Origin of the sequence: Microcoleus sp. T3_D1 (assembly GCF_036700405.1) — a bacterium.
Classification (GTDB): Bacteria; Cyanobacteriota; Cyanobacteriia; order Cyanobacteriales; family Microcoleaceae; genus Microcoleus.
Map to the genome: position 1 here is coordinate 30252 of NZ_JAUBOV010000028.1, position 17655 is coordinate 47906.

Here is a 17655-nt window from a genome sequence, read left to right on the forward strand (position 1 = left end):
GACAGATTCATTCGGAGTGGAAACCGGTGCGATCGGCTCTTTTTTAGCTTCCTCAGTCGGCGTCACTTTTGTTTCCAAAACCGCCGCATCTTTAGTGGCCACAGAATTAGTGACAGGTTTTGTATCTTCTTTGGCAGGCTCTAACTTCGGTTCAACTTCTGGCTTAGCATAAGCAATCAAAGCCTGACCCATATCCGTTTTTCGCCAATCTTTATCGGCATTAATCACGCTATCTAAATTCACAGCTTGACCCGTTGCACCCCGCACCTGAAATACGAAGTCATTGTAATCGCGATCGCTCCCTAAATCGACTCGCATATCCTCCATTGTAAAAGTCTTGCCGCTACCCGTTACATCGGCAATTTGACCCACATGAAATCCCTCAGCAGGATTCGCTGTCACCATCGAGAATAAAGGACGTTTGTCTCCTCCGATCGCCGGATTGTTAAGTACCTCTTGTACAGTCCCATTAGGCACTAACATCACCCCGAATTCCTCCCCCGGAGTCATCGCAAAAGTCTTAAGTCCTAAGTAAACTCCATCGTTATAATTGCCTTCGAGTAAATTCCCCGTAAATTTTGCACCTTCACTCAAGTCATTAATAACTACATGACCATTTCCAGAATTGCTAAGTGCTCTCGAAGCCGCTTCTTTGAGAAACTCTTCCGAACCTGGAGAAAACTTATCCATTCCTTTGAGACTGATAATAGCTAATTGACCCTTATACAAACCGCCGTCCAATAAGAAATCAATGCCGACTTGACCTGTAGAGTCAACAACAAATTTCCCCGATGTAAAGGAATTATCGGCTACTGGATCTGATGTAGGAACGGTGGGACTTAATTCTTTTGGTGTTCCAACTGCGACGACTTCTGTATTGTCTGTAGATTGTTTGTTGTTGTCTGTGCTGTTAGTTGAAGATTTTTCTTGGTTGCTGTCTTTGCTGGTATCGGCGGCTGTAGCGGCAGGTTTTTCTGCTGTTTTGTTGCTGTCTTGGCTGATATCGGCGACTGTAGCGGCAGGTTTTTCTGCTGGCGAGTTATCTGGTTTAATCGCTTCTGAACTTGTTGTTGCTTTTGGTTCTGAGACAGAAGTATTTTGGGCGATCGCAATTTCTGGCTTGCTTTCTTTTTCGGCTAAAGTACCGGGAGTTTTCTCAGATGGTATTTTCTCGGCACTCTGAGGATTAGTCAAAGAATCTGCTGCTGTAATAGTGTCATCTTTAATTGCACTTAACGGTGCATCGTTGCTGATTCCTGTCAGCGTATCTTTGACATCTGTACCTGACGGGGAACCGGATAAGGTGTCGCGAACACTACTGCTGCTTGCTGACTCGCTTAAACCGCTTTTGAGAGTGTCGGTAACAATTAATGAATCATCTGATTTTTTGCTATTTGTATCGGCGATCGCATTTTTTGAGTTAAGCGTGTCAGTCGGACTGGATAGCTTTTCGGGTTCAATAACTGGCTGAGTTTTGCTGTCAGCTATCAAAGCACTACCGCCGATGTTTTGACTGTTGCTGTTGCTTAAAGGGTTGAGGATGGAATTTTTGGCTGCACTTCCGGGTAAAGTGTCAGTTGTCAGAATATCGATCGGCAGAAGGTTGCTGGAAACTTCATTTGTGGTAGGCATTGAAATTGCACTCCTAGTCTGTGATTGAATTAAAAGTGATATGATGAAATCAAGTTAAGCGATCGCCCGTTTGTCTAAAAGTGCGATCGGCCTCTTGTTATTACTTACGGAATCCAGCCCAACTTTTTACGCAAATCTGGAAACTTTTTTTTACAACGGGCGATTTCCAGATATTTATTAGTCTCCACTTCACCCGAAAGGCCGCCAGGGAATTAATTCCCTGGCTCAAAGCTAAAGTCCTCTTTAGAGGACTAATAGACACCGGTATAATTTCTGTTCTCACCTGAACGTGACCAGAATATTTGATATTTTGATGGGAAATATCTAATTAATTCTTCAGTCCTCTTTAGAGGACTTTCGCTATGAGGCGGGGGTTTAAACCCCCGCCGGACTTTCGCTATGAGGCGACACTTTAAACCCCCGACGGACTACAACGAAGTGCAATATCTCAGATTAAGCAACGGTTGAATTCAAAACTTTTTGTTGCTGTTTGTGCTTCATCCGCCAACTGGAAACAACAACACTAAAAGCTAAAGTACCCAACAAAGTAGTCGGTTCGGGAACAGGTTCTGCAACCCGATAACTATGGTTATCACTCTCAAATGCAGGAGCACTGGAAGCTAGAACTACTTTGTTAAAGGACTCGTTTTGTTCTGCAAAGAAATTCACATAAGTATTAACTGAATCATTATTGCCACTCAACAATTTGAGAAGAACATTGTCTTGGTAGAAAGCAATGCTATTATAACTATCAAAGGAACCCAAGTACATACCAAAGTAATCAATTTGTTCAGCGAAGCTAATGGTGACATTATTATTTCCTCGACCATCGCCAAATGGCGCAACTGTAAGGTATTTCGTGTAGTCATCGCTGGGTGCAGAAAAAACATAGCTGATGTGGCCTGAAACAACAGTAGGGCCGATACCAGGAGCCGAGTAAATAACAGGGCCAGATGTGGGCGCACCTGACTCGAAATCAATTGTTTTTGCCCCAGGTACGCTAGAGAATTGCCCTTGTCCGGGAACTGATGTACCTCCAAAAGACACCATAATCGCACTTACTGGATTGGTAATTCCAGCCCAAACTGCTGCTCCGATAGCAATCATTGATAATTTCTTCACAGTAGCCATAAAATTGATTCCCAGAAAAAGTAAAAGTTGACAATCAAAGTATTTAGCGGACGATCGCCCTTTTCCCCAAAAGCCCGCGCCAGCAAAGCTATCCCAAAAAAAATCGCCCCTTGTTTTTACTTACGAAACCACCCCAAACTTTTTACGCAAAGCTCAAAACTTTTTTCTCAAAACCCCTCGAAAGTAAAGTTTTGTAACAATTTCCCCATAAATGCGTAAAAACTTCCGACGATATCCGAAATATAAATATAAGTTCCACCAGACTGCACAAAAATGCCCAGAGGAGTGAGGAGATTCAGATGGAAGACGAAATCGATTTGCAGCTTCGATATCTAGCTGACGAAGCTCAAAGCCACCCAGCCGGAAGCAAAGAGCGACAGATAGTATTAACCAGACTGATGGATGCAATTGAGCGTTCTAACAAACTTGTTCGTCCCTACAGAAACTCATGGCCTTCTGACGTTTACGAAGAACTTTATAGCGAAGCCCGTGTGAGAATATTTGAGTATATTTGTCAAAATATTGACACCTATGATTCACGAAGACCAGTAATGGGTTGGGTGAATTACTTCTTAAACTTTAGATTTCTAGATGTTGTCGATCCATATAGGAGAGAAATAAATAGAAAAGACAAATTACTCTCCTACAATTACTTAGAGAATATGCCATCCCCAGCACCAGATTTCTTTGACGACTCTGAAATGCTGCGTAGATTTATAGAAGAAGACCCTGAAGGTATTTTCAGAAATACATCATTAAAAAGTCGCCCAGATATAACTTTGCAAGATGTAGTATTAGCTAGATTAGACGATCTAACATGGGAAGCCATAGGCGATAAATTTGGCATCACTCCTCAAACCCTTAGCAGTTTTTTACAGCGAAATCTGAGTAAATACAATGATGTGATTCGTAATAATTTACAGTAGGATTTGATTGATGAAGCGGATAAATTAATGATGAGTAAAATGATTGAACCAATAACTTTCACAGTGCCACTATCCTTTGAAGCGCACGAAATTGCTCAACAGTGCGGCAAGCAATCCAGTCAAACAAAATTCAAACAAGTTTATCTCAATACCCTCGCAGTGTATGCAGTAGATTTTTACCTTCGCTGCATGGGATTTGAGACAGATTGGCCGGCTAGCGACAGTCGCAATCCGTTAATGCTTAAATTTATGGATGTAGCGGATTTAGACGTTAAACAGGTAGGAAAAATAGAATGCCGTCCCGTCTTGCCAGATGCCGACGCTTGTCAGATTCCCTACGATGCTTGGGGAGACAGAATTGGTTATATAGCCGTACAGTTAGACCAATCTTTGAAACAAGCAACGCTGTTAGGATTTACCAGAACAGTAGCTAAAGAAGTCCCTCTGGATGAAATGAATTCCCTCGAAGATTTGCTCGTCTACATGAATCGAATTCAACAACTGAAACCAGTTAATTTGATGAACTGGTTCGATGAAATTTTTGATGCGGGATGGCAAGTAATTGACGATCTATTAAATCCCAAACAATTGCAACTTCGCTCTTTTAGAAGCAACAACGCATTACCCATCGATCGCGGCCAGAAAATAGATTTGGGAATGCAATTAGGAGAACAGTCCGTGGCACTGGTAGTCACGCTGCCCCCAGAACCGGATTCAGAAGTGGATATTCAGGTGCGAGTGTATCCCATGGGAAATCAAACTTATTTGCCTCCTGGGTTGAAATTGATGCTGATGGATGAGTCAGAAGAAGTGATTTTCAAGGCTGAATCGAGAGAGGCTGACAACTTTCTTAATTTTGAATTTTGTTCAGACTTAAGAGAATTGTTCAGCATTACTGTAGGACTGGGAGATGTAAATGTGAAGCAATCTTTTCGTTTGTAATTGTATCCTGTCGGCGTTATGTAGAGCGTCTAAGCCATTTTTATTGGTTCCTGATTCCTCGTTACTAGGCTCTGCCTATTGGTGACAAGTTAACGTTAAACTGATAGTCTCTCTTGTTTGTATCGAAATCTGATCCCCCCTAACCCCCCGCCGGAGGGGGGAACCGGAAATCGCTCAAAGTCCCCCTTCTTAAGGGGGATTTAGGGGGATCTAGACTTCGCCTCAAAGCGACATTTATTATGAATTCCCGTCTTAAGTTGTCACCAATGGGCATAGCCTGGGAACGAGAAAACGATAAACCAGAAACATCCGTTACATCCGTTACAAAATCCGTTGCCGAACTCCCCTATGTCATCATTAACATTTCAAAACTTTCGCGGTCAAAATCTCCAAGGTTGTTCTTTCAAAGGCCTTGATCTGACTAATACAGATTTCTCCAATGCAGATATCAGAGGTGCAGATTTTACCAATGCAATTCTCGATGAGGCTAATTTCAATCACGCTCAGTGCGGACTAGCTAGAAAATCGCAAATCAAAATCTTCATAATTGTAGCACTGCTCTCGGCTATATCAGGAATAGCTGCTGTAATTGCTGTTGATAATACCTTCAAATCTCTCATTCCCAAAACAACCGAGCATATCGGTTTTCTGCCAACTGCAATCATTTTATTCGTCAATGCTATTCTCTTGGCTACCATGATTCGCCAAGGGATACAAAAAGCTTTGGATTATTTAGGTATTGCGGCGGCTGTATTTGTACCTTTAATTGGTTTTCTCTCTGCGTTCTCGAATGATAAACATCCAATACTTTCCTGGTTAAGATCTTTTAGACCTGGCAGCTTAATGAGTGCCTTGTCTGGCGAAACGAAGGGTAACGATGTTCCGTTTTTAATTGTAACTTTAACTGCGGCTGTCGTTGCAACTACGATCGCCATTGTCGCTCTTCCTTTAGCCCTAACATTGGCTGAAGTTGTTCTGGGGAGGGCGATTGCAGCTTTGGCTTTATTTGAAGCTCTGGCTATAAGTGCGATCGCCACCGGAATTATTGCCAGAAATTCCTTGAGATATTTAAAAGCATCCGTGTTAATCCAAGGTGGAGTAGTTGACAACACAAACAATAAATGCTATGATTTCCTAAAAAAATGTGTGCAAGAATTTCCCGATCCGCCTGTAGTTATTGCGGCGATCGCTGGAGCTGTCATGTTAGCTGTAGCTTTGGTATTATTAGGAACTCACATTGCTCAGAGAGTTTTAGCCGAAGATGATAAATACGCCGTAATTCGCCAGTTAGCGATCGTCATTGGTGCGGCTGGCGGCACCAGCTTTTGCGGCGCTCAATTAGCTAATACTAACTTCAGCTACGCCACCCTCAAAAACAGCGATTTTAGATTTGCTACTATCCACCGAACTATGTGGCATCACGCTCGTTTTCTCGACTGGGCAAGAGTGGACGAGACAATATTAATTAATCCTGCAGTGCGAGAGTTGCTTGTCACCAGCAACGGCTATCACAAATCTTATCAAGGCATGGATTTGAGAGGAGCAAACCTGATAGGTGCAGACCTCAGCTATGCCCAACTTCAAACAGCAGACCTCAGTCAAGCGACTTTGGAAGCAGCTAATTTAGAATATGCAATATTTAGTCAAGTTCAGGCGATCGGCACTGATTTTAGCAATGCCAAAATGACTGGTGTTTGCGGTTTAGGAACCTGGAATATTGACAGCACTACCCAACTCGAATGGGTAGATTGTAAGTATGTTTATTTGCTAGAAGAACCGAAGCCGGGAACGGACGATCGCGAACGCCGTCCCAGCGGTAACGACAACTATCAACCAGGAGAATTTACCACTTTTTTTGCAGAAGTTGTAAATACAGTTGACTTGATTTTTAAGTACGGTGTTGACTGGAAAGCTTTCATGGAATCTTTCCAACAGGTGCAACGAAAAAATCCTGGCATAAAACTCAATATTCAAAGTATTGAAAATAAAGGCAATGGAATTGTCATTAAACTCGCCGTACCTCCTGAAACCGACAAAGCACAAATTAACAATGATTTCAATAGTTTCTATCAAGAAGCGCTACAAGTCCTAGGAACAGAAGCGCCGGCCCTGCAAAACTCAGCAGAACAACGCAAATACTTGCTGTCAGTAATGGAGGATATAGTCAGACCGTTGTCTGAACAAGTAGTCATCTTAAACTTGGCTAGCGGCGACTTGAAACAAGGGTTTGACGTGACAGTTGAGATTTTGTGCGATCGCCAGCGCTTAGCAATAAAATTAGAAGGCAAATTACCACCCCAACCAATAATTTTCCAACATTATCAACAGTGGCAAGAAATGTATAACATTCAAAACCATCGGCGAAAAAACCGTGCCATAAAAATAAAACCCGGTATCACTCACTGTTCCATACAGGAGCTAAAAACCTTAGCTGAAGAAGTAGAAATAGATGTAAATAAGTGGCTAGAATCCGAACAATTTTTCTCAATCAAGCAGGGATTACAGGACAAGTTAAACAGCACTGACGAAGTGCGGGTCATCATCCAAACAGAAGATAACTTACTGCGAAAACTCCCCTGGCATCAATGGAAATTTTTTAATGCTTACTGTCAACCAGAAGTAGCTTTAAGTCGCAAGGAATCTAACAGAGTAAAAAAATCAGTACGACCCAGAAAAAAAGTAAGAATTTTGGCAATTTTGGGCGACAGTACAGAAATCAATGTCGATAAAGACAGGCAGATATTGGAGAATTTGTCAGAAGCAGAAACCATATTTTTGGTAGAACCAAATTACCAGAAACTTAAGGAATATCTCACCGATGAAATAGGCTGGGATATTTTGTGTTTTTCGGGTCACAGTCAGAGCGAAGTAGATGGCAGTACGGGGGTGATTTGTATCAATAAAACAGATAAGTTAACTGTAGAACAGCTAAAAGATTCCTTGGAAATAGCTATTAAACACGGTTTGGAAATAGCAATTTTTAACTCTTGCGATGGCTTAGGCTTGGGTAAGCAATTAGCTGATTTAGATATCCCTCAAATTATCGTGATGCGTGAACCGGTGCCGGATTTAATCGCCCAGGAGTTTCTGAAAGTTTTTCTCAAAGCTTTTGCTGGCGGCAATTCTTTTTATGTTTCCGTGCGGGAAGCACGAGAAAAACTCAAACAGCGTTGGGATCGGGAAATTCCCGGTGCTAGCTGGTTGCCTGTTATCTATCAGAATCAAGCTGAGTTTCCCAAGACTTGGCGAGGATTGCAAGGGAATACTTAAGGGCGAGTAATTATTTTACTGCTAGTTGATTTTTAGGAGGTATTAATGTCTGTATTTACTCACAAATTGTTGCTATATGTCTGTCACCATAAACGCTATTTACGAGGACAAAAAAGTCCTAATGCCTCCCACGGCTTTACTTTGGTTGAATTGTTGGTTGTGATATTTATCATTGGGATATTATCAGCTATTGCTTTACCTACTTTCCTCAGATTAATCAGCAAAGCTAAAGAAAGTGAAGCTACACAATATATTAGTTATCTGAACAAACATCAAACTGCACAATATTTAGAAGGATCTGGATTTACGAACTCTTTCGGGACGCTCTCATTTCCACAGCCGGAAACACCGAGTTCGGCGGCTGGTATTTTGAAATCTGTTGGCTTTTCCGTGGCCGAAACAAACAATTATTTATACGGGATAAAAGTTGCCATTTATAATAACAATCCGCTGGCTGTTCAAGTAGCTTTGTCTAAACAATTAGGCGTTCAATCTTATTTCGGAATTGTGTATATCAAAGACAACAGCATTACCTGCGGGCCAGTTGCATTACCTATCAGCTTGTCTTCTCCCGTGTTTCAACAGTTAGGAATATTAAACAATTTGATCTCGAATCCATGGAATTATTGCTCTCAGTTGTTTTCATGAAAAGATTGATAAGTAAGCCCACAGAAAAAACAGAATACACAGAACCCCGACTTTTTAAAGAAGTCGGGGCTCTAAAAGAAGAGCATTTTACGTTGAATACTGACAAGATGATTCAGTAACTAAAGCATCAATATTTCTTTCTCATCTTTCTGTTAGAAGCTCTTTTAGGCAATTGCTTAATTTGGCGATCGCCTACTGGAAGTTTGACTTCTATGCAGTCTTCTTCCGGTTCTCCGACTTGGGAATCGACAATTTCCTCTTCATCATTAATGCCACTGATTTCAGTCTCTTCAACTTCCTCAAATTCCGACGACTGCGGTTGATGTTCTATTAGCTGGACTGCTAATTGTTTTATGTTCTGACTAATTTCAGTTTCTTGGCTTTCATTCTCTGTTTCCGGGGTCGATAAATCTGCCTCTGACGCTGAACAGTCATCTACTTCTTGACTAACTTCACTTTCTATGATTTGATTATCTACGATCTCCATTGGTAGCGGCTGCTGTGAGGCTAACAACTCTTCAACTCGCTCTGCAAGTATTCTTAGCTGTTCGTTGAGAACGCGAATTTCTCGGTTTTGCTGCTGAATCATTTCTTCGGCATCAGCAAGAGTTCGATTTCTCTCTAATATCACCTCATTTTTAGTTTCTAATTCCAAAGCGCTCATAGCCGCTTTAATTACATTATAAAAATGTGGCTTAGATACATCAACTTGTTTAGCATTATGGCGACTTTTTCCCAAAAGTCCAATCTTTTGTCCTTGCTTAACAGCCAAAACAAAACCTTGATGATTTTTAATTTTTAATTCTTTGACAAAATCTACTTGAACTAAACTGCAAATATATTTGTGACAGTCAAAATAAAATTCTGCTTTCATTAAAAAGCACCCCTTCCTGCTACAGTCCCGCAGAATTATAGCACGAACAGAGTTTTTGCGGAAAATAAAAAGAAATAAATAATCGATCGCCCATTTGGGTCAAAACTAAATTTCATCCTCAACAACATCTTCCGGCAACTCTACCACACCCGCAATCAACTTCCAACAAGGGTCATCTCCCTCCCAATCATCGGGCCGCCAAGGCATACTCAAACTCACTGTTACCAAACAAGCTTTTTGCGGTCGATACCCCAATTCTAACTTTCTAATAAACACCGGATCGGTAATTGTTGCAGTCAATCTTTGACCATGCTGCGTGACAATAGATCCTTCCCATTTATTACCACCTTCAAATCTTTGACTTAGCTTTTTTACCGTAAATCTTACTGCTTTGACTAATTGCAAAGTTAGGCGATCGCACATTGGCAAAGACTGCATATATGCCACCGTAACATATCGCAAATCGTTGTGCAAAATATATTCTTGACTCTGGCAATATTTCAGCAAATATGCTGGCGGAACTTTCCCTACTTGCCGCCATTTTCCCGGTAAAACAGAAAGATTTTCACACTCAAAGCCAAAGTCCGGCCCCGTCTTTGCCAGAGGAATTTCTAGAACATCTAACAACGCGGGCTCAAGTCTATTTATCTGTCGCATTTCTTTAGGAATTTGGCCATCGGGTAAGTCGGAAACAGGACGCACCCACTTACGTTGAAGTTCATTAATTCCGGCGATGCACCTGTCGCCGCGTTTCCAGGAATTAGCGAGACAAATTATCCGAGTCATTCGATTTTAGATTTTAGATTTTAGATTTTAGATTCATCCCACAATTATCTAATATTTTCCCTAAATCACAGATGATTAATTGTGACATTTTTCCACTTCTCCATGAGATATTCCGCAACTAAGCGGCGGTGACAATTATGAGGTTTTGGTTCGCTACAAAGCAGACACCCGCAGTCTAAAATATCCGAGGAAACCTTGTGTTCAATTTGTCGATCGCCCATCAACTCCAAAAACTTCTGTTCATAAACATCCCAATCTCCCTTTTTCTTTTTATAATCATCCAAAATATCTTGAGTTGGCGCTAAATCCAGAATGTGAACGTACTCAATATTGCCAATGGTTCGCAAAAAATACTCTAAATCTTTCCGCTTAGCAAAACCCGCCAACTGCGATACATTATTCAGCCGCGTATCTATCACCCTGCGGACTCCCGCTTTCATCAAAGTATCAAAAAACTGCTCGGCGCTTTTTTGAGTAAAACCAATTGTAAATAAATTAATGGCTTTCTTTTGTGACATAAGCGATTTCCAATCCGTGACGATAATAAGCTGTTTCTAAATCTACTATTTCCTGTTTAACTTGAGGCTCTAATTCAAACAAGCTTAGCTGAATTGGCTCATTATTTTTTTTGCCTTTGTTAAACTTGCTCAAAAGTCTTTCTTCTAAATGCTGGTGCGATTCTAAATTGCCATCGGAAAGAATGTGATGAATTTGTAAATTAAATTCTCTGAGTTTCTGGCAAACTAAAATAGTCCTATGACAAGTAATCGGGTCTTTTTCCGCACACATTAAACAGATTTTATAATTTGCTGCGCCTTGGATCAACCGCTGAATTCCTTCGGAAAATAGAGGAGTTGCTGCTATGCGATCGTATAAAGCTTTGCCGCTAGTATCGTAACAGCTTAAATCCTCTGGTCTCGCGCCCAACTCTTTGCCTAAAAAAACATATTGAATGCCGACACTTGACAGAGAAGCTTTAATTTCGGATTTATTAAAATGAGGTAAATAGCGGCTAAAAGGATGCGATCGCACGTCCGCAACCGCCGTAATTCCGTGTTGTTGCAGCAGCAAAACAAACGCTTCAATACTCAGATTGGAGTGCCCGATCGTAAATAATTCCATTGCTTCGATCTTACTATTCAGTCTTTGCCTTGCGGACGAGAGTTTGTGTATCCCGATGGTTTCAACCTGTAGACTTCAACCTGTGGGTTTTTTCAGCAACTTTTGAATCACAAGTTGCAAAGCTAGCAGCATCAAACCCAAAGATGCAAAAGCAAAAACACCCGCACCCAAAGCTACAATCCCCATGACTAAAGTTCGCACAGCCGCGCCAATATTAATCGCAGTCACATTGTCAGAATGAATGGGGGAATTTGCAAAAGTTTGGACGATCGACAAAGTTAGCGCGTACAAAGCCGCCGCAAACCCGCCCGCGATCAGGGAACCCATCACGCACCGCAAAATCGTCGGCGGCGTGGAAGATGCAGAGGTTGCATCTCCAGCCGAACTCAGAGGTTTAGAAGTAGAATTTGGATTAGTTAAATCAGTCATGGCGATTTTAGATTTTAGATTTTAGATTTTAGATTTCTGGTTAATTCACCAAAACTAAAATCCCTGTTGCATGACATATTATCAGTTCTTCGATCTCAATAGACTCTGCGAAAAGTTAGATTCATCTTGACCCTCGCCTGTTAGACAGGTTTAACGGGCGATCGCGATCGCACCCTCTGCGAGTTACACCCTCGAAATCGGCGGTTTCGTCTCGTTTCCCTCCGAAAAAATCTGAATTCCAGTATTGCTAAACTGTGCTACCCAAAAATCCAAATCTGGAGAAGCGATCGCACTTTTAACCCGTTCCAAAACCTGCTGAGCCTGCTCTGAAGACTCGGCCAGCGCAAACACCGTCGGCCCGGAACCCGACATCATCGTTCCCAAAGCCCCCGCCGACTCAAAAGCCTGCCGCAACTGCAACACCTGCGGGTACACAGGTAAAGCAACTTTTTCTAAATCGTTGTGCAGCAATTGACCAATTTTCGATCGATCTTTTTGGGCGATCGCCCCCACCATCGGGCCCGAATGCAGCCGTTGCCGGCGGCACACCAAATCTTCCGCTGCACAATAGGAACTACTGAACTGCTGGCGATAAGTTTGATACGCCCATGCCGTAGAAATACTGAGGTTGCGGTACTTGGCCAACACCACAGAAAAGCCGCCCAAATCAGGCAGCGGCGACAGTTTATCTCCGCGACCAGTTGCCAAAGCCGTACCTCCAGCAATGCAAAAAGGCACATCCGAACCCAAAGTTCCCCCCAACTCTTGCAACTCCGACTGAGTAAGTCCCAATTGCCACAGCAAATCCATCCCGACTAAAACCGCAGCCGCATTTGCAGAACCGCCGGCAAGCCCCGCCGCCACTGGAATCTGCTTGTGAATAGCAATCTCGACTCCGCCGTATTTCGCCAAAGCATCGGGGAATTGCTTCGCCAACAAATCCGCCGCCCGGTAGGCCAGGTTATTCTTGTCAGGAGGGACTTGCGGGTGATCGCAGCGCACGCGAATCGTGTCCGTACCGATCGCGCGCAAGTCAATTCGATCGGCTAAATCTATACTTTGAAGTACCATCGCCAGTTCGTGGAATCCGTCGGGGCGATCGCCTATGATTTCCAGATACAGATTGATTTTTGCGGAAGCTAGCAGAGAATATGAACGCATAGGTGATTAAGCCGCAGGTGAAAGAAACCCCTGGTTGCAATTAATTGACACCAGTCCGAGTCCATTTTCTCACAACTCAAAGGAAATATTATGCAGGAAATGTGGAAAACTTTTTTTAGTTCCGGGCCATTTATTCCTCACGGCCACTGCTATCTCTGGCATACCCCGTTAGTCTGGCTTCACGTTGCCTCAGATTCTATCATTGCACTGGCGTATTTTTCCATCCCGATTACACTGATTTATTTTATTTCCAAACGCGAAGATTTGCCCTTTAATTGGATCTTTGCCCTGTTTGGAGCCTTTATCGTCGCCTGTGGCATCACTCACATATTTGAACTTTGGACACTTTGGCATCCTACCTATTGGCTTTCAGGAACAATGAAAGCAATTACTGCCCTTATTTCCTTTGCTACAGCCATACTTTTGGTAGACTTAATGCCTCAAGCCCTAGCACTTCCCAGTCCCGCACAGTTAGAATCCGCCAACCGACTCCTAGAAGCTGAAATTGTTGAGCGCCAATTAGCAGAAGCTGCACTAAAAAAAGCTAAAGAAGAATTAGAAATTAGAGTTGAGGAACGCACCGCAGAGTTAAAGTCTCAAACTCAACAGTTAGAATTGGCAAACCGACTCCTAGCATCGGAAATTATCGAGCGCCAATTAGCCGAAGCAGGACTAAAAAAAGCTAAAGAAGAATTAGAAATTCGAGTTGAAGAACGCACCGCAGAGTTAAAGTCTCAAACTCAACAGCTCGAACAAGCCTTGTCTGAATTGAAGCAGGCTCAATCAAAGCTAATTCATAGCGAAAAAATGTCATCTTTGGGGCAATTAGTCGCTGGGGTTGCTCATGAAATCAACAATCCGATTAACTTTATTTACGCCAATGTTACTCACGCTCGCGAGTATGCCGATAGTTTGCTAGAATTGGTGAATATCTATCAAGAGCAGTATCCGAATCCCCTACCCACCCTTAAAGAAAAACTCCAGTCTGTAGATTTAGATTTTATTATCTATGACCTACCAAAAATATTAATTTCTATGAAAAACGGGGCAGAGCGCATTCTCGGTATTGTCAAGTCGCTGCGAATTTTTTCGCGCCATGACGAAGCAGAAATGAAATTAGCCGACGTTCACGAAGGAATTGACAGCACACTGATGATTTTGCAAAGCAGATTGAATGCTAAGCCCGGTTTGGCGAAAATTCAAGTTATCAAAGAATATGGCAATTTACCCCAAATAGAGTGCTATCCTGGACAGCTAAATCAAGTGTTTATGAATATCCTGGCTAATGCTATTGATGCTTTAGAAGATGACAGCCACAGCGAGTCGATTGCAGGCAATGAAGCTAATCGTCGCCTCATCAAAATTTCTACCAAAGTTTTAGAGAGTCAAGTGGTAGAAATCCGAATTAGCAACAACGGGCCAGAAATAACAGAATCGGTGAGGAACCAGTTATTTAATCCATTTTTTACCACTAAACCAGTAGGTAAAGGCACGGGATTGGGTTTATCGATTGGCTATCAAATTATCACAGTAAGACATCAAGGCGAATTGCACTGTATTTCTGCACCTGGGCAAGGTGTAGAATTTATTATAAAAATTCCGATGAGCCTGCAATAAACCTTTAAGAATCCCCATAAAACCTAAATTAAACTGTTAGTAGTCACAGCGAAAAGCCCTGATTTAAAAAAACACCCATATCTCCGAATTATTAAATAATTCGGGTATCTAACACAATCCTGAGCCTCAAACATCGCCCATAATATTATTACTCAAACTTACCCATTGATCCACGCTTAAATCTTCAGCGCGAGATTGAGGATTTATCTGTAACTCTTCTAGCACTTGAACAAGTTTATCTAAATCCACAGCCCCTTTCAAATTATTTCGCAGCATCTTGCGCTTGCTACCAAATCCCAACTTAACTAAATTCTCCAAATAGCGCGGATTAACCGCCGCAGTTTCTATCTGTCTGGGAAGCAGGCGCACCACGGCCGAATCGACTTTTGGCGGCGGAAAAAAGTCTTTAGACGGCACATCGCAAATTAACTCGCATTCTGCTAAATACTGCACCCGCACTGACAGCGCGCCAAAAGCTGTCGAACCCGGTTTAGCGTAAAGCCTTTGGGCGACTTCTTTCTGCACTAACAGCACGATCGCATCGAAGGGTTTAGCCGCAGGAACAGATATCGTTCCCAGCAGTTTTTGCAGGATCGGGCCGGTAATATTATAAGGAATATTGGCAACAACTTTATTGGGATTTTGGAATTTGGGAAAGGCCCTTAGTTCAGCCTCTAAGTCCATTTCCAGGATGTCGCCTTGTAGCAGTAAAAAATTGTCGGTTTTGCCGAGTTGTTTGGCTAGCTTGAGACACAAATCTCGATCGATCTCCACAGCAACAACAGACTCAGCCGCAGGCAGCAAGCGCCGAGTCAAAATCCCCGTGCCCGGCCCAATTTCCAGGACGCGATCGCGATCCAAAGCAGCCGCTTTCACAATCTTATCTAAGGCTTTCTCGCTTTTGAGCCAATGTTGAGCAAACTGTTTTCGGGGTCTGGTCGATCGCATTTTTTGAAGTGTTGGAGAAATCTTAGCCTGTCATTCTATCACACTTCTATATCTTTTCCTAACCTACGGTGATGTTTATTTTTGTTAACATGGGTTGAATTAAGCAAAAAAATTGGGCACTATAATAAAGATAAACGATAAAAAATAAATTTATTTCTTCCCAATTCCCAACAGCACAACACGGAAGGCACGGAGGCACGGATAGCTGTTTTTCCAAATAACCAATAACAAATAACCAACAACCAATTACCACTTCCCCAAAAATGAAATTCCAACGAGTATTTGGTACATTACCCAAAACCACAGCCAGCGCCCCCGGCAGAGTAAACCTGCTGGGCGAACACACAGACTACAACGATGGATTTGTACTTCCAACAGCGATTCCCCAGCGCACCACAGTACAAATCGGCTTCAGCAGCGACGATCGACACCATGTTTATTCAGCAGAATATGACGAACTCATAAATTTTTCAGACGACGATACCATACCGCAAAAATTCGTCAGTTATATCTGTGGCTGCCTGAGACTTGTAGAAAAAGAAGGATACAAAATACCGCCAATAAATCTCTACATTACCTCGACTGTGCCGATCGGAGCCGGTTTGTCCAGCAGCGCCGCTTTAGAAATAGCCACCCTCAGAGGAGTGCGCGCCCTGCTGAACCTCCCCCTAGACGACGTGCGCCTAGCTCAAATCGGACAGCAAGTCGAAATCCGATATGCCGGCTTGAACTGTGGCATCATGGATCAAATGGCGTCGAGTTTAGCAGACACCAACACCATGCTATTGATCGACACCCGCAGCCTCGAATGCCGCCCGATACCTTTTCCCGCCAACACAGAAATTTTAATAATTGACAGTGGCGAAAGCCACCAACTAGCAGCAGGAAGCGGCTACAACCAGCGGCGCGCCGAGTGCGAGGTATCCGCGCGGATATTGGGAGTTAAAGCTCTTAGGGATATCGCCGACCCCCAAGCTGTCGAAGTATTGCCGGAACCCCTCAGAAGACGAGCGCGGCACGTGGTTACTGAAAACAACCGCGTGCTCGAAGCGGTAAAATCTTTGCCAGCAAAACGTTTTGGCGAGTTAATGAATGCTTCCCATGCCAGTCAGCGCGACGACTACGAAGTTTCGGTGCCGGCAGTAGACACGCTGGCGGCAATCTTGCAGTCAATTCCCGGAGTCTTGGGCGCAAGGCTGACGGGCGGAGGTTTTGGGGGTGCTTGCGTAGCGCTGGTTGAGAGTGGGAAAGCGGGTGTTATCGCATCCGAGGCGATCGATCGCTACCAGCGCGCGGGTTATAGCGGCCGCGTTTTGGTTCCCGAAGTTAAAGTTAGGAATGAGAATTAAATAACTTCCACAAGTTTGTGGGATGGGCGTCCCGCCCGTCCAAAAAGGACGGGCGGGACGCCCATCCCACAATAACAATTAAAATTGTAAGTTATTTAATTCGCGCTCCTTACTTCTTAACTCCCGAACTATCTCCCGACAGGGAAGGCCACCGCACAGTCACGATTACCGAATCCTCCTCAGCCGACCAATAATGAGGCACTCCCGGCTGCCAGAGAGCATAATCTCCTTCGCGAGAAAGCAAGATTTCTTGCTCTGGAAATTGCAGGCGAAACCGCCCTTTTACCAGGATAGAAAGCGTCGTGGCTGCCGCATTTACCGCCCACTGAGTCCTACAATCTCCGGCGGGGTGAGTGCCCCATTTTACCTCTAAAACAGAAGTCGATCGCGGGTCATCATCAGGCGTCATAAAGTGACCCGCAAACCAACCGCCCCGACTTGCACCTTCAGCGCCCGCATTTCCGAAAACCACTTGAGATGACATCAATTAATCAGGTAAACAACAAATAGCTTGAGAGCACAAACTCTACGTTTTGTACTCAAGGACATCCCGCTCGATCGCTCGTGTCGTAGGGACACTCCAAGAGTCCATAGGTGTCCACTTAACGTACAACCGATAGTTCGACAGTCCGACAGGGGTTGAAACCCCTGCCTCAAAGCTAAAGTCGTCTGAAGACGACTAATGAGTTTTTCAGTCCTCTTTGAGAGGACTTTAGCTATGAGACAGGGAATTCATTCCCTGGCTGCCTCAAAGCTAAAGTCGTCTGAAGACGACTAATGAGTTTTTCAGTCCTCTTTGAGAGGACTTTAGCTATGAGAC

The 17655-nt window shown here is 43.3% G+C and carries 16 protein-coding genes; 6 read left to right on the forward strand and 10 right to left on the reverse strand.

All coding sequences use genetic code 11. The features are described from left to right. Positions 1–1632, reverse strand: a 1632-nt coding sequence (locus tag QT992_RS14705; protein ID WP_333338965.1) for a DUF4114 domain-containing protein, incomplete at its 3' end; no start/stop codon positions are given. 453 nt (positions 1633–2085) lie between these two features. Then, complete coding sequence (locus tag QT992_RS14710) at positions 2086–2739, reverse strand: Npun_F0296 family exosortase-dependent surface protein (RefSeq protein WP_333377167.1); 654 nt, start codon at positions 2737–2739, stop codon at positions 2086–2088. A gap of 323 nt (positions 2740–3062) precedes the next feature. Between QT992_RS14710 and QT992_RS14715 the strand changes: the two genes are divergently transcribed. From QT992_RS14715 to QT992_RS14730, 4 genes are all read left to right on the forward strand, one after another. After that, on the forward strand, positions 3063–3689 hold the full coding sequence (locus QT992_RS14715; protein ID WP_333318973.1) for a hypothetical protein: 627 nt from the start codon (positions 3063–3065) through the stop codon (positions 3687–3689). A 27-nt stretch (positions 3690–3716) separates the two neighbouring features. Next, positions 3717–4631 carry a DUF1822 family protein gene (locus tag QT992_RS14720; protein WP_333318975.1) on the forward strand — a complete coding sequence of 305 codons (915 nt, stop codon included), beginning with the start codon at positions 3717–3719 and terminating at the stop codon, positions 4629–4631. Positions 4632–4979: 348 nt separating this feature from the next. Next, positions 4980–7901 carry a pentapeptide repeat-containing protein gene (locus QT992_RS14725; protein WP_333318977.1) on the forward strand — a complete coding sequence of 974 codons (2922 nt, stop codon included), beginning with the start codon at positions 4980–4982 and terminating at the stop codon, positions 7899–7901. Between the two features lie 45 nt (positions 7902–7946). Continuing rightward, positions 7947–8549 (forward strand): type IV pilin-like G/H family protein, encoded by a 603-nt coding sequence (locus tag QT992_RS14730; protein ID WP_333318980.1) that lies wholly within the window; start codon positions 7947–7949, stop codon positions 8547–8549. A 127-nt stretch (positions 8550–8676) separates the two neighbouring features. Here the strand turns inward: QT992_RS14730 and QT992_RS14735 are convergent, their stop codons facing one another. The 6 genes from QT992_RS14735 to ispE all read right to left on the reverse strand — a co-directional run bounded on the left by QT992_RS14735 (position 8677) and on the right by ispE (position 12921). Beyond that, entirely contained in the window at positions 8677–9423 is a 747-nt protein-coding gene (locus tag QT992_RS14735) for a hypothetical protein (protein ID WP_333318982.1), read from the reverse strand. Between the two features lie 105 nt (positions 9424–9528). Beyond that, positions 9529–10209 (reverse strand): dual OB domain-containing protein, encoded by a 681-nt coding sequence (locus tag QT992_RS14740; RefSeq protein ID WP_333318983.1) that lies wholly within the window; start codon positions 10207–10209, stop codon positions 9529–9531. A 65-nt stretch (positions 10210–10274) separates the two neighbouring features. Beyond that, the gene (locus QT992_RS14745) at positions 10275–10727 is read right to left on the reverse strand and encodes a DUF488 domain-containing protein (RefSeq protein ID WP_333318985.1); all 453 of its coding nucleotides are present in this window, start codon (positions 10725–10727) and stop codon (positions 10275–10277) included. Beyond that, a complete protein-coding gene (locus QT992_RS14750; RefSeq protein ID WP_333108399.1) occupies positions 10705–11331 on the reverse strand; it encodes a DUF488 domain-containing protein in 627 nt (208 codons plus the stop codon). Before QT992_RS14750 ends, QT992_RS14745 begins: the two co-directional genes overlap by 23 nt. A gap of 75 nt (positions 11332–11406) precedes the next feature. After that, a complete protein-coding gene (locus QT992_RS14755) occupies positions 11407–11760 on the reverse strand; it encodes a DUF3082 domain-containing protein (RefSeq protein WP_333318987.1) in 354 nt (117 codons plus the stop codon). A 183-nt stretch (positions 11761–11943) separates the two neighbouring features. Further along, positions 11944–12921: a 4-(cytidine 5'-diphospho)-2-C-methyl-D-erythritol kinase gene (ispE, locus tag QT992_RS14760; protein WP_333318989.1), complete on the reverse strand. Its 978-nt coding sequence runs from the start codon at positions 12919–12921 to the stop codon at positions 11944–11946. A 90-nt stretch (positions 12922–13011) separates the two neighbouring features. Between ispE and QT992_RS14765 the strand changes: the two genes are divergently transcribed. After that, positions 13012–14538: an ATP-binding protein gene (locus QT992_RS14765; protein WP_333318991.1), complete on the forward strand. Its 1527-nt coding sequence runs from the start codon at positions 13012–13014 to the stop codon at positions 14536–14538. A 126-nt stretch (positions 14539–14664) separates the two neighbouring features. Here the strand turns inward: QT992_RS14765 and rsmA are convergent, their stop codons facing one another. Beyond that, positions 14665–15486 (reverse strand): 16S rRNA (adenine(1518)-N(6)/adenine(1519)-N(6))-dimethyltransferase RsmA, encoded by an 822-nt coding sequence (gene rsmA / locus QT992_RS14770; RefSeq protein ID WP_333318992.1) that lies wholly within the window; start codon positions 15484–15486, stop codon positions 14665–14667. A 263-nt stretch (positions 15487–15749) separates the two neighbouring features. On the opposite strand from rsmA, the gene galK reads away from it, so the two are divergent. Beyond that, on the forward strand, positions 15750–16835 hold the full coding sequence (gene galK, locus QT992_RS14775; RefSeq protein ID WP_333318994.1) for a galactokinase: 1086 nt from the start codon (positions 15750–15752) through the stop codon (positions 16833–16835). A 109-nt stretch (positions 16836–16944) separates the two neighbouring features. Here the strand turns inward: galK and QT992_RS14780 are convergent, their stop codons facing one another. Beyond that, a complete protein-coding gene (locus tag QT992_RS14780; RefSeq protein WP_333321361.1) occupies positions 16945–17319 on the reverse strand; it encodes a signal peptidase I in 375 nt (124 codons plus the stop codon). Between the last annotated feature and the right edge of the window lie 336 nt (positions 17320–17655).